Below are 22,684 nucleotides of genomic sequence, written 5' to 3'. Positions count from 1 at the left end.
TTATTACTTTATTTCTTTTCTTTAGAATCAGTAGACTTCTCGGTTCCGCTTGTTTCTTTATCCTTTTTGTCCTCTTGTTGTGTTGTTGTGTCGTCTTCTTTCTTCTTGTCCTCACCTTTACTACAACCTACCATTAATAAAGAACTTGCAAGTGCCATAGCAGTTAATGATTTAACCCATTTGTTCATTTGCGTTTCCTCCTTGTGATAGAATATGTACAACCTCATATTACTCTCTATTTTTAAAGGAGAGATTGAAAAACAGTAAATATACGGTAAATTTTTGTAAATTTTCCGATAACAAAACCGAATTTTAATTTATATATTTCATTTCCAATCGATACACAATAAAACTAGTTTTTTCTCTCAATGGACGTAAAAAAACTAAGGCGCATACCATTTCGCCTTAGTTTCTCATGCAAACTTTTCATTTTCATACAGATGTGTAATCTTATATTCCTTCTTCATAACATATTGCCACACACTATAAGCGTAACGGTTCATTTTCAGGAAACAATTTTCCAAAAATGAGCGAAACTCTGGGTTAGCAACTTCCACTGCAACTTGAGCAAACTTTAAAGCTAATCGTTTCAAATGCGCAATATAACTGGTTGCAATATGAATATCCCCTGTATATTTACTAACTGTTTCCTTTCCCATTTCATGCAAATCAAACTCCATTGTTTCACAGGTTATATGCTGCACATTCTCTCCTTCTTGAAAATTTACTTGTTCATTATATGCTTGTAACATATATGGTAAATGGTGCTGTAATAGATTTTTTAATTCTTCGTCTCTGACCTTTCCAGCATACTCTCCAACCTTGTATATTAGCATATAACTATATTTCATTAATTCTTTCATACAGTCCATTAAAGCGCCTCCCTTCTCTTTTGTCCATATACTATAAATATGATGCTAAAACATTCGCTATTCTCGCTAAAAACCAATCCCATCTACTAATTTTCTCAAAATCTTCTTCAGAAAATCGTTTTGATTTATGAAAGTCTACCTGTAATCGACTCCATACTTCATCAACAACTGTTTTATCATATATGATACAGTTAGACTCACAATTTAAATAAAAACTTCTATTATCAAAATTCGCTGTCCCAATATCAACAATTTCTCCATCAATAATTGTTACTTTCCCATGAAAAAATCCATTTCGATATTGATAAATCTCCGCTCCAGCATGTAACATATCTTTCAAATATGGATAGGCAGCTTGTTTTAACAATATGGCATCACTTTTAAATGGCACGAGAATTTTCACATTAACACCACGATTTAATGCAGCTTTTAACTCTTTCACCATTTCTTTACTTGGTACAAAATATGGTGTAGCGATAATTAAAGACTTTTTAGCCTTTTTTAAAAGTGCTCCATACTTTTCCCATAAGCCTTTTCCATTTGAAAATAAATATTGATATTTCACATTCCCTAATGTAGGTATACTTTCATGTATAGGCATTTTTTCTCCTGTATCTTCTTTCCAATCTTCGGCGAACTTTCTTTCCATATCCGCTGCACCCTCACCATGGATGCGCACGTGATAATCACGCCATGGCCCAAACTTTGGATTTTGTCCAAGGTACTCCTTTCCGATATTAAAACCACCGACGTATGATACCTTTCCATCTATCGTAACAATACGTCTATGATTCCGTTGATGCAAAGAATAGAACACATTTTTCAGTTTCGGTTTTTTACTAAATGTAAACTTCACACCGTTTTCCTTTAATCGGCTAATTACCTTTTTCTTCAGCTTATATCCACCTATCCGATCGACTGACAATTTCACTTCTACTCCGCTAGATGCTTTTTTCTCTAATAACTGTAAAAACTCTTGGCTTATTTCATCTTTTCCTACAATATAAAAATGGATATATATACTTTTCTGCATCGTTTATATCCTCAAATAATTTTCTATATAACTCTTCACCGTTCGTATATAATTGAAATTCACCTAATCGAACTTGTCCTAATTCATATTCACTAGCCATTTCCTTCCCCATTTCCACATCGATGTTCATCCAAATGAATACACCTATTAAACAAAGGATTATAGCGAAAAAGTGCTTCATGGATAAATTCCTTTCTCCACTTACTGTTATTTCTATATCTTCCCTTTTTTATTACATTATCATTCAAGAAAATATGTCATTGCATGATATATGTCCATATCAAACAATAGCTCATTTGCATATTGTATGTTGTATCTTAAAATAAAAGGAGGAAATAACAATGGGCTTCGCACATGGTAATGGATTTGCGCTATTAGTCGTATTATTTATCCTCTTAATCATCGTCGGTGCTGCTTGCTTCTGCTAAGTAGCTACTGTCATATGATATGTGGATGAAAAAACTATAAAAGCGGACACCTATTTTTAGGTGTCCGCTTTTCATTTTAAAACCATTTCCGACTGCTATAGTAACTTAAATGGCTAAATATTCATCTCAAAAGGTTAACAATGTGGCTACTTTCTTACTCTCTGCCTTACGTATATGACGCTGTTCTGCACGTAACACAGCAATACGATGTAATTCTTTCTCTTCTTCTGTTTCAGGGATAACACGCGGTACTGGAACTGGATTATTTTCCTTACTAAGTGCCACAAAAGTAACGAATGACGTTGCCGCTATACGCTTCTCACCTGAAATTAAATCTTCAGCTACTACCTTCACAAACACTTCCATCGAAGTTCTTCCCGTCCAAATTACGAAAGATTCATAACTAACACAATCTGAAGAACGAACAGGATGTAAGAAATCGACCCAGTCCATAGATGCTGTGACACATTCCTTTCTCGAATGTCTGGATGCTGAAATAGAAGCAACCATATCCATCTCCGCTAATATCTTCCCACCAAATAGCGTGTTATGATCATTTAAATCTGTTGGGAATACTCGGCTCGTTTTGAACACCCTTGACTCATTGGCTGTTTTCCCCTTTACTTCTGTCATTGTTATCACCCCTTTAATGATTTATCCCTAATATTTCAATAATCACTATACTAAATGAACTACACGTTTAATATTAACAACATTCAGAACTTTTAGTCCACAAAAAAGAACCGATTTTATCAATCGGCTCCTCTAAATACATATTGTTCTTTCGGCTGTTCAACTTTATTCCATTTTGTTACTTCTAATACAGGAATATTCGCATGAAACGGCTGATAAAACTCAGTAGTTATCTCTCCTTCTACTTGAATCCAGTCATCATTATTCCACTCTACGCCTTCTGGCTTTTTCACTAACATACCATACACACCAGAATCTGCTACGCAATGTATAATACCGAAACGGAATAAGAAGTATTGTTCTTTTTTAGAAGAATCATCCCTAAAAACAAACCCTTTAAAAGATAATTTTTTCCCAGTAAACTCGCCAGGATAATTATAAATTGTTTCCATACCCTTTAGGAAGTCTTCATCTTTCAAATTAATATTGTCTTTCGTAACAAACTCTTTCTTCCCTTTTTCCATTACACCACGGTATCCTTCTTTCCCGTAATAAATGCTCGTATCAGGTCTTAGAAATTGTCTTGTCATAAATGGATCCTTACTTTCTGCTTGTGCAACAGGAAAGTGAAATCCTTTCGCTTTAACAATATCCGAATCTAACGTCGCAATTGGGAAAAATAACCCTGAGATAATTGGAAAACAAAACAAGGAGTACGAAAATGCTTTTTTCCACCATGTATTCTCATCTTTTGAATGATCATGCCCGCAATGGCTATGGTCACAACTGCAATCATTTTTCTCTTTTTCCTTTTGGTGCTCTTTTTGGAAAACGACGATAATTTGTATAATCGTTAAGAAACCTAAAATAATTGCTGCTGTTGTTGATAAATAGGCATACTTCATATTGATATACTTCGTAATGTTACCGGAAATATGAAGCTGCGCAATTAATATTGTAAAACCTAATAATATATATGCTCGAAACATAACCTACCACCCCATCGCATAAATGAGTAGTGAGCTTGCATAAACAACAAGAGTAACTGTAACTATAACAACAATTACAAATTTAGTTTTAAATGTCGCAAGCATCATAAACATATTTTTAATATCCACCATCGGTCCGTAAACGAGGAACGCGACAAGTGAAGCTGTTGAAAACGTACTTTGGAACGACGAAGCGATAAATGCATCTGCCTCTGAACAAAGTGATAATATATAAGCAAGTCCCATCATAACAGCTGATGAAGAAAACGGACCTTGTCCAATAGCAAGAAGTGTTGAAGTTTGTACAAACGTTTGTACCGCTGCTGCAATTAACGCACCTAGTACTAAATATTTTCCCATTGAGAAGAATTCCTCAACAGCGTGTGTACATACATCCCACATTTTTTTACGCAGTGGACGCTTATTATTCACTTCTGGGAAGTGATCATCTCTTAATTGATGTTCTTTAAACATAAAGGATAATATAATTCCAACGATAATCGCTACGATAATCGCTACAATAGAACGATACCATACCATGTGCATACTACTCCCAAAGGCAACATAAGTAGCAAATAATACAACTGGATTAATAATAGGTCCAGTTAACATAAATGCAATCCCTGCGTATGGTGGAACGCCTTTTCCAATTAATCGTCTTACAATCGGAACAATTCCACATTCACAACCTGGAAACAACATACCTAAAAAAGTAGCTAATAAAACAGACAGAAATCGGTTCTTCGGCATCCATTTTGCCACCATATCTTCTGTCACGAACATTTGAATGAATCCTGAAATAAATACACCAATGAGCACGAAAGGAAGTGCTTCGATCAATATGGAGATAAAAATTGTATTCATTTGCAGGAATGCTTTCGGTAATTGAAACAATTCCATGATGTATTTCCTCCAACTTTTCATTAACAATATGTAATTTTAACCCCATTTCATTAATTGAACAAGGTTTATATGGCATACATACCCTTTATATACATTACATTGTACAAGTTATATTCTATTCAAAATTTGAGATTTCATAGCAAAAAAGCTGCTCTAGCGTAGTTATATAACTATGCTAGAGCAGCTTTCTTATCGTTAAAAGTAACGTTTCTTCCAAAAAACAAAAGCTAACGTGAAAGATAGTGTTACACATATGATGAGTACAATTACAAAACCGTGGGCTTCCCCTTCAAACGGAACCTTTACGTTCATTCCAAAGAAACTAGAAACCATCGTCGGTAAAGATAAAATGATCGTAATTGACGTTAACAGTTTCATAACACTATTTAAATTATTTGATATAACGGAGCTAAAAGTATTCATCATTCCACTTAAAATGTGACTATATATTTCCGCCATTTCAATAGCCTGTTTATTTTCAATTAATACATCTTCTAATAAATCTTGATCGTCTTCATACATTTTTAAAAATGTACTATTACGCATTAACTTTTGAATTACAATTTTATTAGCCTTTAATGACGTTGTAAAGTATACTAAACTTTTCTCAAGGCCTAACAATGTGAAAATCTCTTTATTTTTCATTGACTGATTTAATTGATGCTCTAAATCAATTGTTTTTCGATTTATTTGCTTTAAGTATCTTAAATAATAAGTAGAAATCGTATATAAGAGCTGAAGTGCAAAGCGCGTCTTCTTAAACGTATAAAATTCTTTAATACGTTGATTAATAAAACGTTCAAAAATTGGATTCTCTTCTAAGCAGATTGTAACAAAACAATCCGGCATCACAATCATACCTATTGGAATCGTGTCATAAATCGAATTTCCTTCTTCATCATGTCTAACTGTCGGAATATCCACGATAATTAAAGTATTATTGTCTTCCTTTTCAATACGAGAGCGTTCTTCATCATCCAAAGGGTCTTTAATGAAATCTAAGTCTACATTTAAAGTTTGTACTAGATATTGAATTTCTTCTTCTGTTGGATGAAGTACATTAATCCAGCACCCCTTTTGCATTTCCTCAATCTCTTGTAGTTTTCCGTTTCGGTCTGTTAAATATATATTTAACATACTATCACCCCGATTCTTTTTACATGTAGGAATCTACCTCTCTTAAATCACAGTTTTTAAACCGCCATTCTCAGCATATGAAACATACGTTTAAATTTCAATAGAAAAATTATTTTGAAAACGTTTTTATAAGAAAAATATTATAAAGTGAAACTTTAATCAGTGGAGGGCTTCATCCTCACTAATTATTAGCCCTTACAAATCGGGCTTTTACGAGTTATCCGCCCCCAACCAAACTTCTTTTCTTTCGCTGAATTGTGCGGTGAGGGTCTCACTGCCCGTTAAAGCGGGATAAACATAGAAAAAGACAGAGTGCTCTCTGCCTTAAAAGCTTATGTTGCCTTTATAACATATTTAGAAAGCATCCACAAGTTAAACCCGACTGAAATCGTATAGCCCGCGTATGTTGAAATGATAAAACTTACATAATCGAAATACGGAAGCAATACAATATTTAAAACTATCTTCACAATAATTCCAATCACTAGTCCTAGCACCGTCTTCTGCTGTTGATTGATTCCTTGTAGCATAGCAGCCGTTACTGTAAAAAGAGAAAATAGTATGCAAGCAGGAGCATAATACTGTAAAATGATTCTCCCCATCTCTGGATCATTTCCAGCACCGAATAAAAGAGTATATACAGGTTTGGCTAACACCATCATTCCAATTGCCGCCGGTACCGTAATTGCTACTACTAATACATTTGTTCTCGTAAAATGTTTGTACAATAGCTTCGTATTTCCTGCTGTATAAGCTTTCGTCATCTCTGGTACGAGAGACATACTAAAAGCTGTCGCAACGGATACCGGGATAAGTACAACCATTTGAACAAGACCAATTATCGCATTAATTTTTTCCGCTTCTCCTTGCATATACCCTATTTGTATAAGTAGTTTATTAATTGTAAATGTATCAATCGTCTGATACAACGGAATTGCTAAGCCCACCACAACAAAAGGAATAGAATATGTAAAGAGCTCCTTATACAATGAGAAAAAAGATTTCGTTGTTTGTGGTATACTTTCCATCTCTTTTTTCTTTAAGTGCCTTCTCCTTCTTATATAATACGCACTTAAAACAGTTAATCCACCTACAGCTCCCATAAATGCACCGAACGTTGAAATACCAACCGCTAGCGAAACAGAAGCTTTTAAAACATATAAAACGACAAAGCTTCCTATTAAAATGGTTAAAACCCGAAAAAATTGCTCTACAACTACACTTAATGCAGAAGGCCCCATCGATTGGAATCCTTGAAAGAAGCCCCTTAATAAACTCATTACTGGCACAAGTATTAACGCAAAACTTACAATTCGAATATTAGTAGTAACCGCTCCTACACTATTCCCCGTTTGATCATTCCCATCGATGACAAGTTTAGCTAAATGCGGAGCTAGCATATATAACGTAAAACACGAAATGACTCCCATTATAAACATAAACACCATTCCACTTTTCAACACTCTCTTAACCGTATGATAATCATTCAGTTGATCATATTTTGATACCATCTTTGAAACAGCTAGCGGTAATCCCATTGTTGCTATACTGAGCATGATGGTATAAGGACGATATGCATATGTGTATAGAACGTAACCACTCGTACCGACCATCGCTGTAAATGGTATAACATATATAAACCCTAACATTTTTGATATCATCGTTGCCATCGTTAAAAATATCGTTCCACGTATAAACGGTGACCCTTTCATCACATTCCTCCGCTACGCTTTATTATTACACATTATGGACAACTCCTTTTCTTTAGAACCGAAACAAACAAAAAAAGCCAATGAAAAATCATTGACTTTAACGCGCTGCTTTTTTCTTTTTGAAATATTTCAAACCAAAGTATAGAGCAATAAAAAGAACAGCTCCTATAATTATGTAATGTGTGTAATCAGATGCATACTCTTTAATTTGTCGCCAATTCCCACCAAGTTTTTCACCTAAGTATATAAATAGAATTGACCATGGAATGATCGCTACAACCGTATAAAGTGTAAATAGTTTTAATGGCATCTTAGCTAGTCCTGCTGGAATAGAGATCGCATGACGTACTACTGGGATAAAGCGCGCAGAAAATATTACGCCTGCTCCATAACGCTTAAACCAACCTTCCGCTATGTCTAAATGATGTTTATTAATAAGTAGATATTTCCCATATTTCTCTACAACCGGACGCCCTCCGTAGTATCCAAGCCAGTATAAAAAGATTTGCGCTAAAGTACCACCAATCGTTCCGGCGATAACTGCACCCACAAAACTAATTTTACCATTCGCTACTAAAAAGCCAGCATACGAAAGTACAATTTCACTCGGGATTACTTCAATCATTAAAGCAAGAGCTACTCCAAAGTAACCTAAGCTTGCAAAAAATTGCAATAACTGATCTATTATGTTTGCTAACATGTTCTTTTTTATCTCCTTTTTTCTTCACATACCCTCCCATTATTACATAAAGGCTGCAATCTGCCAATATCTTCATTTTAACAATATGTACAATTCAAGCAGGATTAATCTATTAATTTCTCTTTCTGCGGGTCTTTCATGTAGGCAAACATCTCTTTAATTTGGTCTTCTGTATTTCTAGCAATTGATAAATTAGGCAATTCATTTTCACCAAAAAACTCCACCTCTTCTGTTTCAATACTAGTTTTCTTTTCTCCACCAATAATCTCGCATCCAATGAAAATCTTATATACATGCGTCGCCGATGGAGATGGTTGATGTTTTTCTTTATCAAATATAGCTAGTAACTTAAAATGATCTACCTCATAACCAGTCTCTTCGAAAACTTCTTTTGCTGCAACTTCGGTTGGCGTGTAACCGACATCAGCCCATCCACCTGGCAATGCCCATTTCCCATCGCTTTTTTCTTTCACAAATAATAACTTTTCATTTTGAAAAACAACCGCTCTTATATCAACTTTAGGTGTTTGATAGCCTGTCTCACTTGCAAATAATTTCTCTACGACTTCCCAATCTGTTTTCGTGTAATGTGACATCATTGAAATAGAAATATCTCGTAATTGCTGGAAACGCTCAATATCATACACATCCTTAGAATACGTTAAACCCGCTTGAGCTATAGATTGTATTTGTTTTACCCAATCAATCCATTTAATCGTCATATATCCGCATCCCCATTCTCTATCAAATATATTACTTCATTTTTATTGATACATCTTTATTATACAAAAAAAAGAGATTGATAACGTTTCAATCTCTTTCAAAATTAATCTAATTCATGTAAGTGGTCTTGTATATACTTTCTTCTTTTATTTATATATTCATAAATCATATCAGCCTCTTGATCAAATGTTTCTAATTTTTCTTTCATGTATGGATCTTGTAGTAAATATGGGCGAATCAATTCACACAACCCTTCTACTTTCGGCCTCATAAACGAAACTGTGAATTGATTTTCTAATATTTCTTCCAAAATACTTCGATACTGCTTTCTAAATACAGGTATGTCTAGCAATCTTGCACTTAACGTATTATACCCTTGAATGCGAATATATTCATGATTAAGTGGTCTCCCTTGTACATCTCGCCCCCAAGTCGCATCATAATCCCACGGTATAACTTCAAATAAATTTGTTTCATCGTTATGATATAGTGCATAGTTATGAACGAAACCATCAAAGTTTTGCGTAAAAATAACTCCTGCTAACCATCGTAAATATTTATCTACATGTAGAAACTTCCCAATTTCTTTTTCATAGGCTTCCCTCGTCAAAGTATTCGCTTGAAATACAAATTCACTCAGTTGTTCTTCACTATTTTTATTCGAATATTTAAATTCATAACCCGCAAAGAGCTCTGTCTTAACATCTTTATCCCGTTCACTCATCAATGAAAAATTCGCATCATCATCTATCGCATAATAAATAGAACCACTCGGTAATCCTCTATTTTTCAAAAAATTTTCATCAACCGATTCTAACTGTAAATACACACCTTGAATTTGACCATTAATTTTTATAAATACATGTTGTGATTTTGGCGAAAGTACACCAATATCATGAAAAAAATCTAAAGATAATTTATTTCGTATGAGAGACGGATCCATAAACTCCGAATTCAAATGAAACTCTTTCGCACCTTGAAATTTTTTAGGCTTATAAAACATAACATGATAAGACTTTTTCTCAAATTCGCGAATATGAGCTCCTCGGTATACGATATCAATATCATACTTCTTTTTTCCATAAGTTAATTTTGCTGGCACTGGACTATCTGACCAAATGTCCTTTTTCAATTCCACTAAGTACATTGGATGAACAAAAAAATCATATGAAGGCAGCATGTTTTCTCATCCCTTCTCAGTTCTCTTCATTCAATGTATGCGCCTTGTCTTGTCCATACATCCGCAATCATCTATTTATATAAAATTACACTCTTGTCCTGTTCAGAAAGATGCCTACATACATATCATGTTAAGGAAAAAGAATACCTTTTCACTTTAATACATGATAAGGAGGATTTCTATGAAACGTGATATTAGAAAAGCTGTTGAAGAAATCAAAAGTGCTGGGATGGAGGATTTCTTACACCAAGATCCAAGTACTTTTGAATGCGATGATGATTGCTCTTCAAAAGTTGAATGTAGCGATGATTGTAATTGCCCAAGAACAAGATGTACTCGTGTGAAACATTGTACTTTCGTTACAAAATGTACTCATGTAAAAAAATGGACATTTGTTACGAAATGTACTCGCGTACGCGTTCAAAAATGGACGTTCGTTACGAAAGTAACGCGTAGAAAAGAATGCGTTTTAGTTACAAAACGTACGCGTAGAAAACATTGTACATTCGTTACAAAATGTGTACGCTTTGAAAAGAAATTTTACTGGACTAAACGATGTTACTGTAAAAAATGCGAGTTCTTCCCTCACGGACACGGTGGCTCTTGCGATGATTCATGTGATCATGGTAAAGACTGTCACGATAGCGGACACAAATGGAATGATTGCAAAGGCGGACATAAATTCCCATCTTGCAAAAATAAGAAATTTGATCACTTCTGGTATAAAAAACGTAACTGCTAGTTTTTATACCACCCAAAAAAGGCCGTTTTGCGGCCTTTTTTACATTTATTGAAAGTGACTTATATCTGCAAATTGTTTCACTTTACCAATACCCTCTTCAAATTCTATTATGCTCAAACTGGCACTATGCATAAATGGATCATCCCACACATTTTCTATTTCAATTCCCGCGAAATGCCCTACAAGTAATTTTGCTGCTGCCGCATGAGAAACAATCAATATGTTTTGTCCTTTATGCTTCTCTAAAAGAAGCTGCATCCCTTCAATTACTCTTTCATAAACGGCCTCAAAATTTTCGCCTGATGTTGACTGAAAAAGATGTGGCTCATTCCAAAACAGATGTACTTCTTCTGGAAATTGCTTTTCTATATCCGCGATTGTTTGTCCTTCCCATATACCCATGTTGATTTCATAGAAATGCTCATCCGCTATAATCGGTATATCACGTTCCCCCTTTATTAACTCTGCCGTATGAAGTGTTCTTTCGCTCGGACTACTATAGATCGCATGGATTGGTAAATCTTTCATTCGATTCCCTAATTGTTTCGCCTGAACTATACCATTTTCAGTTAAAGCAGAATTTTTCCGTCCCTGCATTCGCTTCGCTACATTCCACTCTGTTTCACCATGCCTTGTTACATATATAGTTGTTTTCATTTCTTACTCCCCCTCACCATGTTGGTCGTAATTCCCACGGTTCAACTCTCCCTACAATCCACTCCGCTCGTTTACTTTCAATCCCTTTTATAACTCCATCAGCTATCTCTTCATGAATAAGCCATCTTCCATATGTATCTTCTAAAATAAAACCTAAAATAATTCTATGATAAATACATCGCGTACTCCCTATTTTTTGTGCAGGCATACGTGATGCTTTACTACCTAAAATATGAAATAAACTATATGTTTTAGACGACAAATCTAGTTCTTTACAAATATTTGATAGTACATGCTTTGCACTTGTGTGTACCCATGCAACAACTAATGTGATTGGGCCATTTTTCTTAATTGTACTTTTAATAGCTAGCTTTACATCTTCATCATTATGATAATCTAACGAAAGGCATGTAATATTTTCTGGTGCAGAACTCATTCGCTTAACATTTTCTAATTTCACTTCATCTCGCCCGATAATAGAAACATAAAATCCTTTCTCACAAAGCCACATAGAAACTTTCTTTAGCATTCCTGTTCCACCAATTACAAGTGCATGCAAATGTTATCCCTCCCTAATAAAATGTCATATGAGGTTTCTCATCTCTATAATAATTTAAACGGTCTTGCAGTGTCCCTGAGTGAAACTCAAATTTATGACCGTCAGGATCAACAAAGTATATAGATTCGCAATCTCTTACATCACGTTCTCTTCCTTGTAAAATATGAACATCATTTTCTTCTAATCGCTGTATTAGACATTTAAAGTCTTCTTGTTCAACAGAAAATGCAATGTGCGTATAAGATTGATGAATCTCATTTCTCGGAATATGCGTCTCTTCATTAAGCGCTATCCATACTCCACATATGTTAAAATAAGCCAATTTTCTTCCTTTAACTAATAATTCTCCTTCTAATACTTTTTCATAAAACATAATAGAGTTTTCTAAATTAGATACCGAAAAACAAATATGATTGATTCCCCTTAACAACTATAATTCCTCCTTATACAAATAAAAGATGAGCGAAAATTCACTCACCTTTCATTATACTATTTTTTTGTAATATATGCCCATTTATAACTGAAGTCCCCGCCAAACGTATGGTTAGCAATGCCTTTTACAAACGGCTTCTCTAAATAAGCTGTACTTTGTTGGTACGTAGGAGAAATTGCTGCGTCTTGACCAATTAAGATTTTTTCAGCTTCCGCAAGTGCATTCCAGCGTGCTTTATCATCTTTTAATAGCTCTCCTTTTGATTTCGCTACTAAATCATCATACTTCGGATTAGAATAATCCATTTCATTAAATGAGCTTCCAGTAACAAACATATCAATATAAGTCATTGGATCTGGATAATCAGGGCTCCATGCAGATAATGAGAATTCGTATTGGAATTTCTTTTCTAAATCTAGCTTCTGCTTGTATGGTTGCTGTTTCAAATTTACTTTAATACCAGGCAAGTTTTTCTCTAGTTCTTCCTTAATAAAGTCGCCTACTTTTTTACGGCTACCGTTATCATCGTTTAGTAATTCAACGGTAATTGTATCTTGACCAAGCTCTTTCTTCGCTTCTTCCCATAATTTTTTTGCTTTCTCTGCATTATCTTTACTATCACGGAAGTTTTTATTTACAGAGCGGAAATCTTTTCCATCCGGACCTGTCGTGAATTTTTCAGGTACTAAGAAATATGCTGGCAATGAACCGTCATTTAAAATGACATCAGCAATTCCTTTTTTATCGTATGCTAAATCAATCGCTTCACGTACTTTTTGGTTTTTAAATGTTGCATTTTTTTGGTTAAAACGCAAGAAATATATGCGTGGATCTAACTTCGTTTTAAATTCATCTGGCTTATTCTTTTTATATTTATCAACAAATTCAGAAGTTAAAATAACTCGATCTGCTTGATCACTATCATATAAATTTACTCCCGTGCTTGTTTCCTTCACAATACTTACATTAATTTCGTCTAATTTTACAGTATCTTTATCCCAATAATTAGGATTTTTCTTCAACTGATAATTTTGTTCATGTTTCCATTGACTCATTGTAAATGGTCCATTATATAATAATTTATCTGCTTCTAATCCGTATTTATCTCCTTGCTCTTTCACATATTTTTCATTTAATGGGAAAAATGTAGGGAACGACGTAAGCTCAAGAAAATAAGGTGCTGGTTGCTCTAATTCTACTACCAACGTTTTATCATCCTTCGCTTTAACACCCAATTGATCTGCTGGTAATTCACCTTTATTTACTTTCTGTGCATTTTTCACATCAAATAAAATGAATGCATATTCTGCCGCTAATGCTTTATCTAATGTACGTTGCCATGCATATACAAAATCTTGTGCTCGAACTGGATCACCATTTGACCATTTCGCATCACGTAATTCAAATGTATATGTCTTTTTATCTTCACTAATCTTCACATCTTTTGCCATACCTGGTGTTGGTTTATTATCTTTATCTAGACGATATAAACCTTCCATTGCATTTACAAATACACGGAAAGATACAGAATCTGTTGATTTAGATGTATCCATTGAAGGAATTTCAGCTGTTTCTAGCAAATTTAAAACTTGTTTATCGGCCATTCCCTTATTCGATTCTTTCTTCGTTGTCGAAGCCTTCTCACCATTCCCACATCCTGCAACCAATACACTCGTCGTTAACGCAAGTGCAGCAATTGTTGTTGTCTTTCTCTTCATTCTTCCTTCCCCCAATCTATATGTATAAGTTAAATCATATATAATATATTTCATTATACAAAAGATTCTGATTATTTTAAATATTTATTTTAACAAACATAGAAAAAAGCGATCGGAAATTTCTTTCCAACCGCTTTCTTGAATAGCATTTACTTGTAATCCATCCTCTATATCAAATGGATTTTGAACTTTAAATATTTCTTCCATCAGCTTCAAAAACTCTTCTTCAGTTTTAGATTCACCATTAATCATAAGTGAGTATGGTTCCACTTCACCTAATTTATAATCGACAACAAATTGAATCTTCACCTTTTGTCTTGGCATTCCGGTGTTATATCCTTGGAATTCTACTAATTCTAACCCTTCCGTTCCACGATAATATATCCAACCTGAATTTTGAAAATAATTTTCGAAAGATTCACCTATTGAAAAGAAAGGATATTCATAAAGCGAGCTTGTACGAACCTTTTGAATAACGTCTCGATCAGTCGGAAAAAAGAAATGGCTAAAAAATATGCTAGCAACTGCTAAAATAGTAACAATTGTCGCTCCCATTTTGCTCGTTCCGCCGCTATCATTGATTAGATAGTTTTCAACTGATTTATCTTTTATTTCTCTTGCTTTTATTCGGTATATACGTCTTTCCGCAAATTGATAGTATAATCCATTTGCAAAAATCCCCATTCCAAACAGAATAAAAATGAGTAATAAAAACGTAAGAGGCACCATATTAATGATTGGCAACGCTACATTAAATCCCATATAATACGAAAATGCATCACACGCTACTAATAACAACATAAATAAAGCAGCTGGTACATAATACTTACGATATCCTAGCCAGCCTATATTGAAGACAGCAGCCCAACCATTCCAGCTCCACCTAGCAATCCGCTTATTCTCAAGATTCCATTTCCTTTTGTAATACGGATATTGTCTCCCTACATATACTTCCAGTTCTTTATCTATTAACGAGCTACCTTCCTCTTGTTCATTATCCAAGTTTCGCTGACAACTTGCACAATTTAACTGTTCCTCCTCGCAAGGTTGCCCACAATTTATACATTTCAAAACAATCCCTCTTCCCATCCATACGTCATTTCAAAATACCTTCGTGTTTTAATAACCACTCTTTCCTCCATAAACCACCAGCATATCCAACAAGCTTTCCACTCTTTCCTATTACACGGTGACATGGAACAATTATTGAAATTGGATTCCGACTATTTGCCCCTCCTATTGCCCGTACAGCTTTTATATTTCCAACTTTCTCTGCAATATCTAAATATGAAGCACTTACGCCGTATGGAATAGTATAAAGTGCATCCCATACATTTTTTTGAAATGCTGTTCCCTCCGCAGACAGCGGGACCGTAAACTCTTTTCTTTTCCCTTTAAAATATTCATCTAACTCATTTATACATTGTTCTATCATTTCATTTTTATTTTCTTCTTGTCGTTCATCAACAAATATAACAGACGTAATTCCTTCTTGATTCGCTGTAATTTCAAGCAAACCTACTTCGCTTTCATAATAAGCCTGGTACATATGCCATCCTCCAATTCAGTTCATATTAGTCATTGTAACACGAATATACAAAATTTTTCGTATAAGCGTTTTATTAGAGAAACAAAAAAGAGAATGGTAAAATATAAGAAAATTCAATCAAGGAGGCTATTTGATGAATCCCAAGCTTTTTTCACCTTATACAATTAAGAACGTTACACTAAAAAATCGTATCGTTATGTCGCCTATGTGTATGTATTCATCGGGGAATGAGGATGGCAGCGTTACGAATTTTCATCTCATTCATTATGGAACTCGCGCTGCTGGCCAAGTAGGTTTAGTTATGGTTGAAGCAACTGCGGTGTTAGCTGAAGGACGAATTTCTAACAAAGACTTAGGTATTTGGGATGACAACCTAATTGAAGGCTTACATAAAACGACTACTTTTATACATGATAACGGCGCAAAAGCTGCCATTCAACTCGCTCACGCCGGAAGAAAAGCTGAATTAGATACGAATGCTTTCGCTCCTTCTGCAATTCCTTTTAATGATAAGATGAAGATACCAGTAGAAATGAATATACAGCAAATCAAAGAGACTATATTAGCTTTTCAGAGGGCCGCGTTACGTTCAAAACAAGCCGGATTTGATGTTATCGAATTACATGGCGCTCACGGTTACCTTATCAATGAATTCCTATCACCACTTACTAATAAACGAACGGATAAATACGGCGGCTCACCTGAAAACCGGTATCGTTTCTTACGCGAAATTATCGACTCTGTAAATGAAGTTTGGGACGGACCAATATTCGTTCGTATTTCAGCAAATGATTATCACCCTGACGGGCTAACGGTTCAAGATTATGTTCAGTATACAAAGTGGATGAAAGAACAGGGAATAGATTTAATAGATTGTAGTTCTGGCGCAGTTGTACCAGCACATATTGATGTGTATCCCGGTTATCAAGTACAATACGCCAAACATATTAAAGAGCATACTAAGATTGCAACTGGTGCAGTTGGATTGATTACGACTGGGTCACAAGCAGAGCAAATTTTAAATAATAACGAAGCTGATTTAATTTTCATCGGACGTGAGTTACTTCGCAATCCGTACTTCCCGAGAATAGCGGCCAATGAACTTGGCTTTGAATTGCAAGAACCATATCAATACAAGCGAGCACCAGGGAAAATTCATACGAATAAATAAAACCGAGAAATCATTCTTCTCGGTTTTATTTATTCTATCGTTGTAATTTCATTTGAATTATAAGTATGGATACCCGATTCTTCTCGCAGCGCGGTTATATACATACCTTTCGCCACATCTTTAGCTGAAATTGGTTTATACTTTTTGAAAGCCCCTTTAAAAATAAAAGGAATAATACGAGATAACTTTTCAGCCATTTGTTCGCCGAAACGAAATTCTTGTCGATTTCCTACTAATAATGATGGTCTAAAAATGTGAATACCACCGATCACTAACTTTTGCAATTCTTCTTCCATTTTTCCTTTCACTTGTGAATAAAAGAAAAATGATTTAGGATTCGCTCCCATAGAAGACACGACAAGGAAATTTTGTACCCCTTGTTTTTCAGCTAAACAAGCAGCTCGTAACGTATATTCATAATCTACTTTTTTAAAATTTGCTTTGGTTTTTGCTTTTTTTATTGTTGTTCCTAAGCAACTAAAAACATCATCCACAGCAAAGAACTCTTTATATTCCTCTAATACCGAAAAATCAACTTGTTTCTGCTGTAACTTCTCATGTTGCAATTGCATTGGCTCTCTTACAAAAATAGTAACCGAATCGTAGTAATCTGATTCAAGTAATAGACGCGTTATCTCTTGTCCAACTAAACCACTTGCACCAAGTATTAACGCTGTTCGCTTATTCATATATGCATATACCTCTTATTTTACTTTTCTCTCCTTCAGTAAAATACAACCTTTAGGAGTTTCCTGCTCTTATTTTACCACAAGTAAAACACTATGCGTACGCATAGTGCTTTACTCACTCTTTTTTCTCATCTCTCTCTTGTAATTTCGTTATTGTTGTAGCGTCCCCTAAATTACTTATTAATCTTCTTAAAAAAATTAATACGAAAGATAATGGCAATACTACCGCTAATATTAATAAAATAGCTTCCATTAAGTAACCCAAGCGCTCATCCCCCTCTTTACCTCCTTTTCAATATATGAAAACAGCGTTGTCACATATGCATGCATTTGCAAAAATAATACACCTATATTTGACAACTTTATAACAAAAACAAATCGGAATGATTATTATTTATTGCAACTTTATTAAAGATGTATTATACTAAGTTCGCAAACTAAAACGTAATTATTCCGTTTTGTATTAAAATGATATTTTTCTTCTATAATTGGGGAAAATATATCCGTAAAAAAGAAAAGAGGAGAACTTCATGCCTAAAAGATTGACTATATTTTCATTCTTACTTATTTTTACCTTAATTTTCGCTGGCTGCTCAAATAAAAAAGAAAGTAATGCCAAGAAAGATGGAAAGCTAACAGTTTATACAACGATTTTCCCACTTGCTGATTTCGCAAAGAAAATTGGTGGCGACTATGTAAATGTTGAAGCAATTTACCCACCTGGTGCAGATTCACATACATTTGAACCAAGTCAAAAACAAACAGTACAAGTTGCAAAAGCCGATTTATTTGTTTATAACGGCGCTGAATTAGAACCATTTGCTGAAAAAATGGAAAAAACATTACAAAAAGAAAATGTTAAAATTGTAAATGCATCTAAAGGTATTGAGCTTCGTGCTTCTACTAAAGAAGAGCATCATGATCATGGAGATGGCCATAAAGAAGATGAACATCATCACGATAAAGACCCACATGTTTGGTTAGATCCTACTCTAGCAATGAAACAAGCAGAAAAAATTAAAAATGCACTTGTAGAATTACAACCTGAACATAAAAAAGAATTCGAAAAAAACTTTGCAGCACTTCAAACTAAATTTACTGATTTAGACGATGGATTTAAGGCAGCTGTAGCGAACGCAAAAACGAAAGAAATTTTAGTTTCTCATGCTGCCTATGGTTACTGGGAACAACGATACGGCCTAAAACAAATTCCTATCGCTGGAATTTCAGCTTCTGATGAACCATCTCAAAAGCAGCTTGCTGACATTACAAAAACAGTAAAAGAACATAATCTAAAATATATTTTATTCGAAACGTTCTCTACTCCAAAAGTAGCATCCGTAATTCAAAAAGAAACTGGTACAAAAGTTTTACGCTTAAATCACTTAGCTACTATTTCTGAAGATGATGCAAAAAATAATAAAGATTACTTCACTTTAATGGAAGAAAACGTAAATACATTGAAAGAAGCAACAAACTAATCCATTATATTTTCTAGGCAGCTGAATCTGTTATTCAGCTGCCTTTTTATGTATTTATCCTTGACTTGACCAAAATAACAAGTAAAATTATCCATATTAGCTTGAAAGCTATATTAATTTAGAAGGTGAGTTGGAATTATGAATCTTCACATTTGTGAAGTAACAGCAAAAAATTGGCGTTCAGTAGTTGCTTTAGACGTCGCAAAAGACCAGCAACAATTTATTGAAAGTAACGCGTTTTCTTTAGCAGAATCATTATATGAAGGAAACGGAACGTCAGTAGGTTTATATGATGGCGAAACACTTGTAGGATACGCAATGTATGGATGGTATTCAGTAAAACATAAAAGTGTATGGCTCGATCGCTTTATGATTGACCAACAATATCAAGGAAAAGGATACGCAAAACGTTTCCTTCGCTTACTCATTCAATTCTTACAAGAAAAATTTGAATGTAAAATAATTTACTTAAGTTTACATCCAGACAACAAACTTGCAATGGGACTGTATGAATCATTTGGTTTCCGCTTAAATGGGGATATTGATGATGAAGGTCCAGTTGTAGGTGTTGTAATGGAGTTACTAATAGACGAAAATACAAGCCTGTGAAAACAGGCTTTTTATTATACAGTTATCAATTTTTAGTTTCTTTCCCTTATTTAATTCTGTTTTACAATCTAATAGAGTGCTCATAAAAAATAAGCCTACAATTTACGCAGACTTATTTCACACACTCCTCGAAATGTTCTTGGAACCACTCTTTATTAATATCTCTTCCGATAAAAACTACTTCACTTACTCGCTCTTCTCCCTCTTGCCACTCTCTATCGTACGAAGCAGCAAATAACGTATGTACACCTTGGAAAACGATACGTTTATCTACTCCATCTATCGATAAAATTCCTTTGTAACGATATAAATATTCCCCTAGCTCTTGAACGACAGCTGACATCCACTCATTAAGCTTTTGTAAATCCAGCGGACGTTCTTCACGTAATACAAATGATTTCACACCTTCTAAGTGGTTATGTTCTTTATGAGGGTAAATTTGCAACGTATCTTTCGTTTTAAACGTTTGGATTTGTAATAAAGATGGTATATCTACCTCACAGTTAGTCGCCTCAATTAACTTTGCAGTCGGGTTAATTCCTTGAATTTCATGCAAGAGATTTTCTTTCTCATTCTCTTCAATTAAATCTAATTTATTTACTAAAACGACATCAGCAAACGCAATTTGCTCTTTTGCTTCTAATCCTTTTTCAAAATGTTTATGTATATGATAACTATCTACTACCGTTACAACACCGTTAATTTGGTAAGCAGATTGAATGACTGGATCTAAAAAGAATGTTTGAATAATCGGGCCTGGATTTGCAAGGCCAGTCGTTTCAATTACTAAACCATCAAAATCCATTTTCCCTTCCGCTTTTACGTCCAGTAACTGTTTTAAAGCAACGAGTAAATCTTCACGTACAGTACAGCATAAACAGCCATTTGTCATTTCCATAATTTCTTCTTCCACATTCATAATCAACTGATTATCAATGCCAATTTGCCCTATTTCATTTACAATCACCGCTAATTTCTTACCGTGATTTTCTGATAAAATACGATTTAATAATGTCGTTTTCCCAGATCCAAGAAAACCAGTTAATATTGTTACTGGAATCATTTCGTACATCTCCTTCTAGCTATATGTTTCTACATTATAGCATATAGAGAAAATCATTTTTTTAGCAAAACATATTTATTGTATGTACCCCCCCAAACTATATAATAATACGTAGCAAGAAAGCCTTTTCAAAATAATAATTATTCATCAAGGGGGTACTTATAATGGAACGAGTTCAAATGAATGAAACGCTAGAATTCTCTCGTATTATTCAAGGATTTTGGCGTTTAGCAGAATGGAATATGACGAAACAAGAATTACTTTCTTTCATTGAAGATTGTATGGATATGGGAATTACTACTTTTGATCACGCTGATATTTACGGCGCATATACATGTGAAGGGTTATTTGGCGAAGCTTTACAATTAAAGCCTTCCTTACGAGAAAACATGCAAATTATTACAAAGTGTGGAATCGCTCCCCCATCACCGAAATTTCCAGAGCGATATGTGGCTCACTACAATACTAGTGCAGAGCATATTATGCAAAGTGTAGAAGCATCACTTAAAAATTTACATACAGATTATATTGACGTATTACTTATTCATCGTCCCGATCCTTTTATGGATCCAAATGAAGTGGCAAAAGCCTTTTCACAATTAAAACAAGAAGGAAAAGTTCGTCACTTCGGTGTATCTAACTTCTTACCTTCACAATTTAATATGTTAAGTTCGTACTTAGATTTCCCGCTTATTACGAACCAAATTGAAGTTTCTGCATTGCAGCTTGAGCATTTTGAAAAAGGGACAATTGATTTATGCCAAGAAAAACGAATCAATCCAATGATTTGGTCACCTCTTGCTGGTGGGGAAATTTTTACTGGTCAATCCGAACGTGCCGTACGTGTACGCGAAACTATGCAAAAAGTTGCTACTGAGCTAGGTGTTTCTAGTATCGATACGGTTATGTATGCTTGGTTACTTGCTCATCCAGCTAATATGATGCCAATCGTTGGCTCTGGTAAATTAGATCGCGTAAAAACGGCCGCTCTTGCTACAAACGTTAACTTAGATCGTCAACAATGGTTTACAATTTTCGAAAGCTCTAATGGACATCCTGTACCATAATACACAAAAAGAAGAGCTGTTTCTTTACAGCTCTTCTTTTTTATATGTATTTCTAGTCATGGCAAATACACACATATCCCTTAATCCATTTCCATCTACCGCAACACTCGCACTTTCTAACGTACCTTCTAACTTAAAGCCTAATTTCTCAGGTATCGCTCTACTCTTCTTATTTAAAGAATCACAACGAATTTCTACACGGTTTGCTTTCAATTCAGAAAAAGCGTAATCCGTTATACCTTTCGCAGCCTCTACCATATAGCCTTTTCCGCTAAACCTTGTATCAATCCAATATCCGATTTCAAATTGAGGTATATCCCAATTAATACGATGTAATCCGGCTGAAGCAATAAATTCACCTGTTTCTTTCGAAAATACTAGTAATCTTAAATCCTCACGTTGCAAAAATTGAATATGTGATTTTCTAATACTTTCTTCTATTTCTTGCTCTGTTTGCTCTTTTTGTGCAAACACCATCCAAGGTTTCAGTTCTTGTATTGAAGCCTGAATTGCATCATATACAACTTTACCATCTCCTGGTTTCGGCATTCGAATAAAAAGCCTGTCAGTATAAAATTCAGAAGGAAAATCGAATAATAACGGATTCACTGTAAACACTCCCCATAATTCTTTTAT

At 34.5% G+C, this 22,684-nt stretch carries 26 protein-coding genes and 1 pseudogene; 6 read left to right on the top strand and 21 right to left on the bottom strand.

Annotation, left to right across the window (positions count from 1 at the left end):
* Window positions 1-8: 8 nt before the first annotated feature.
* The 3 genes and pseudogenes from AC3WVZ_RS08940 to cls form a co-directional block, all read right to left on the bottom strand.
* A complete protein-coding gene (locus AC3WVZ_RS08940) occupies window positions 9-188 on the bottom strand; it encodes a hypothetical protein (protein WP_001045960.1) in 180 nt (59 codons plus the stop codon).
* A gap of 225 nt (window positions 189-413) precedes the next feature.
* Window positions 414-872, bottom strand: a complete 459-nt coding sequence (locus AC3WVZ_RS08935) for a spore coat protein (RefSeq protein WP_000340527.1) — start codon at window positions 870-872, stop codon at window positions 414-416.
* 31 nt (window positions 873-903) lie between these two features.
* A pseudogene (gene cls, locus AC3WVZ_RS08930) lies at window positions 904-2,086 on the bottom strand (cardiolipin synthase).
* A 160-nt stretch (window positions 2,087-2,246) separates the two neighbouring features.
* On the opposite strand from cls, the gene AC3WVZ_RS08925 reads away from it, so the two are divergent.
* Window positions 2,247-2,333, top strand: coding sequence for a YjcZ family sporulation protein (locus AC3WVZ_RS08925; protein ID WP_000505094.1), 87 nt, complete (start codon window positions 2,247-2,249; stop codon window positions 2,331-2,333).
* A gap of 126 nt (window positions 2,334-2,459) precedes the next feature.
* On the opposite strand, the gene AC3WVZ_RS08920 is transcribed toward AC3WVZ_RS08925, so the two are convergent.
* From AC3WVZ_RS08920 to cotH, 8 genes are all read right to left on the bottom strand, one after another.
* Window positions 2,460-2,966 carry an acyl-CoA thioesterase gene (locus AC3WVZ_RS08920; protein WP_000141164.1) on the bottom strand — a complete coding sequence of 169 codons (507 nt, stop codon included), beginning with the start codon at window positions 2,964-2,966 and terminating at the stop codon, window positions 2,460-2,462.
* Window positions 2,967-3,085: 119 nt separating this feature from the next.
* Window positions 3,086-3,955: a TIGR03943 family putative permease subunit gene (locus AC3WVZ_RS08915; RefSeq protein ID WP_000488043.1), complete on the bottom strand. Its 870-nt coding sequence runs from the start codon at window positions 3,953-3,955 to the stop codon at window positions 3,086-3,088.
* 3 nt (window positions 3,956-3,958) lie between these two features.
* Window positions 3,959-4,855, bottom strand: a complete 897-nt coding sequence (locus AC3WVZ_RS08910) for a permease (protein ID WP_000418716.1) — start codon at window positions 4,853-4,855, stop codon at window positions 3,959-3,961.
* Window positions 4,856-5,053: 198 nt separating this feature from the next.
* Window positions 5,054-5,995, bottom strand: a complete 942-nt coding sequence (locus AC3WVZ_RS08905) for a magnesium transporter CorA family protein (protein WP_000932389.1) — start codon at window positions 5,993-5,995, stop codon at window positions 5,054-5,056.
* Between the two features lie 332 nt (window positions 5,996-6,327).
* Window positions 6,328-7,707: a putative polysaccharide biosynthesis protein gene (locus AC3WVZ_RS08900; protein ID WP_233936287.1), complete on the bottom strand. Its 1,380-nt coding sequence runs from the start codon at window positions 7,705-7,707 to the stop codon at window positions 6,328-6,330.
* Between the two features lie 97 nt (window positions 7,708-7,804).
* Window positions 7,805-8,407 (bottom strand): undecaprenyl phosphate transporter UptA, encoded by a 603-nt coding sequence (gene uptA / locus AC3WVZ_RS08895; RefSeq protein WP_000880691.1) that lies wholly within the window; start codon window positions 8,405-8,407, stop codon window positions 7,805-7,807.
* Between the two features lie 104 nt (window positions 8,408-8,511).
* A complete protein-coding gene (locus AC3WVZ_RS08890) occupies window positions 8,512-9,129 on the bottom strand; it encodes an NUDIX hydrolase N-terminal domain-containing protein (protein ID WP_000153584.1) in 618 nt (205 codons plus the stop codon).
* Window positions 9,130-9,233: 104 nt separating this feature from the next.
* Window positions 9,234-10,310: a spore coat protein CotH gene (cotH, locus tag AC3WVZ_RS08885; protein ID WP_000938001.1), complete on the bottom strand. Its 1,077-nt coding sequence runs from the start codon at window positions 10,308-10,310 to the stop codon at window positions 9,234-9,236.
* A gap of 181 nt (window positions 10,311-10,491) precedes the next feature.
* Between cotH and exsB the strand changes: the two genes are divergently transcribed.
* Window positions 10,492-11,052, top strand: coding sequence for an exosporium protein ExsB (exsB, locus tag AC3WVZ_RS08880; protein WP_000817482.1), 561 nt, complete (start codon window positions 10,492-10,494; stop codon window positions 11,050-11,052).
* A gap of 45 nt (window positions 11,053-11,097) precedes the next feature.
* Here exsB and AC3WVZ_RS08875 read toward each other — a convergent pair whose 3' ends face one another.
* From AC3WVZ_RS08875 to AC3WVZ_RS08850, 6 genes are all read right to left on the bottom strand, one after another.
* Complete coding sequence (locus tag AC3WVZ_RS08875) at window positions 11,098-11,709, bottom strand: phosphoserine phosphatase 1 (protein WP_000858827.1); 612 nt, start codon at window positions 11,707-11,709, stop codon at window positions 11,098-11,100.
* Between the two features lie 13 nt (window positions 11,710-11,722).
* Window positions 11,723-12,268, bottom strand: coding sequence for a short-chain dehydrogenase (locus AC3WVZ_RS08870; RefSeq protein WP_065211646.1), 546 nt, complete (start codon window positions 12,266-12,268; stop codon window positions 11,723-11,725).
* Window positions 12,269-12,281: 13 nt separating this feature from the next.
* Complete coding sequence (gene fosB / locus AC3WVZ_RS08865; RefSeq protein WP_000943769.1) at window positions 12,282-12,698, bottom strand: FosBx1 family fosfomycin resistance bacillithiol transferase; 417 nt, start codon at window positions 12,696-12,698, stop codon at window positions 12,282-12,284.
* A 59-nt stretch (window positions 12,699-12,757) separates the two neighbouring features.
* Window positions 12,758-14,419 carry a peptide ABC transporter substrate-binding protein gene (locus AC3WVZ_RS08860; RefSeq protein ID WP_000824276.1) on the bottom strand — a complete coding sequence of 554 codons (1,662 nt, stop codon included), beginning with the start codon at window positions 14,417-14,419 and terminating at the stop codon, window positions 12,758-12,760.
* An 84-nt stretch (window positions 14,420-14,503) separates the two neighbouring features.
* Window positions 14,504-15,508 carry a DUF2628 domain-containing protein gene (locus tag AC3WVZ_RS08855; RefSeq protein WP_079004308.1) on the bottom strand — a complete coding sequence of 335 codons (1,005 nt, stop codon included), beginning with the start codon at window positions 15,506-15,508 and terminating at the stop codon, window positions 14,504-14,506.
* A gap of 7 nt (window positions 15,509-15,515) precedes the next feature.
* The gene (locus AC3WVZ_RS08850; RefSeq protein WP_000283912.1) at window positions 15,516-15,968 is read right to left on the bottom strand and encodes a methylated-DNA--[protein]-cysteine S-methyltransferase; all 453 of its coding nucleotides are present in this window, start codon (window positions 15,966-15,968) and stop codon (window positions 15,516-15,518) included.
* A 133-nt stretch (window positions 15,969-16,101) separates the two neighbouring features.
* Between AC3WVZ_RS08850 and namA the strand changes: the two genes are divergently transcribed.
* On the top strand, window positions 16,102-17,139 hold the full coding sequence (namA, locus tag AC3WVZ_RS08845; RefSeq protein WP_001068416.1) for an NADPH dehydrogenase NamA: 1,038 nt from the start codon (window positions 16,102-16,104) through the stop codon (window positions 17,137-17,139).
* A 29-nt stretch (window positions 17,140-17,168) separates the two neighbouring features.
* On the opposite strand, the gene AC3WVZ_RS08840 is transcribed toward namA, so the two are convergent.
* Both AC3WVZ_RS08840 and AC3WVZ_RS08835 read right to left on the bottom strand, forming a co-directional pair.
* Window positions 17,169-17,828 (bottom strand): oxidoreductase, encoded by a 660-nt coding sequence (locus AC3WVZ_RS08840; RefSeq protein ID WP_001042735.1) that lies wholly within the window; start codon window positions 17,826-17,828, stop codon window positions 17,169-17,171.
* Between the two features lie 115 nt (window positions 17,829-17,943).
* Complete coding sequence (locus AC3WVZ_RS08835; RefSeq protein ID WP_000540932.1) at window positions 17,944-18,093, bottom strand: hypothetical protein; 150 nt, start codon at window positions 18,091-18,093, stop codon at window positions 17,944-17,946.
* Between the two features lie 265 nt (window positions 18,094-18,358).
* On the opposite strand from AC3WVZ_RS08835, the gene AC3WVZ_RS08830 reads away from it, so the two are divergent.
* Window positions 18,359-19,309, top strand: coding sequence for a metal ABC transporter substrate-binding protein (locus tag AC3WVZ_RS08830; protein ID WP_233936286.1), 951 nt, complete (start codon window positions 18,359-18,361; stop codon window positions 19,307-19,309).
* 138 nt (window positions 19,310-19,447) lie between these two features.
* Complete coding sequence (locus tag AC3WVZ_RS08825; RefSeq protein ID WP_001048677.1) at window positions 19,448-19,918, top strand: GNAT family N-acetyltransferase; 471 nt, start codon at window positions 19,448-19,450, stop codon at window positions 19,916-19,918.
* Between the two features lie 112 nt (window positions 19,919-20,030).
* Here the strand turns inward: AC3WVZ_RS08825 and AC3WVZ_RS08820 are convergent, their stop codons facing one another.
* Window positions 20,031-20,981 (bottom strand): CobW family GTP-binding protein, encoded by a 951-nt coding sequence (locus tag AC3WVZ_RS08820; protein ID WP_000613422.1) that lies wholly within the window; start codon window positions 20,979-20,981, stop codon window positions 20,031-20,033.
* 164 nt (window positions 20,982-21,145) lie between these two features.
* On the opposite strand from AC3WVZ_RS08820, the gene AC3WVZ_RS08815 reads away from it, so the two are divergent.
* Entirely contained in the window at window positions 21,146-22,048 is a 903-nt protein-coding gene (locus AC3WVZ_RS08815) for an aldo/keto reductase (protein WP_000442816.1), read from the top strand.
* Between the two features lie 24 nt (window positions 22,049-22,072).
* Here AC3WVZ_RS08815 and AC3WVZ_RS08810 read toward each other — a convergent pair whose 3' ends face one another.
* Window positions 22,073-22,657, bottom strand: coding sequence for a GNAT family N-acetyltransferase (locus AC3WVZ_RS08810; RefSeq protein WP_001068745.1), 585 nt, complete (start codon window positions 22,655-22,657; stop codon window positions 22,073-22,075).
* Window positions 22,658-22,684: the final 27 nt, after the last annotated feature.

The organism is Bacillus sp. CPT56D-587-MTF, assembly GCF_058792335.1.
The sequence above is the reverse complement of the archived record's forward strand: the minus strand, read 5'-3'. Positions and strand labels throughout refer to the sequence as shown.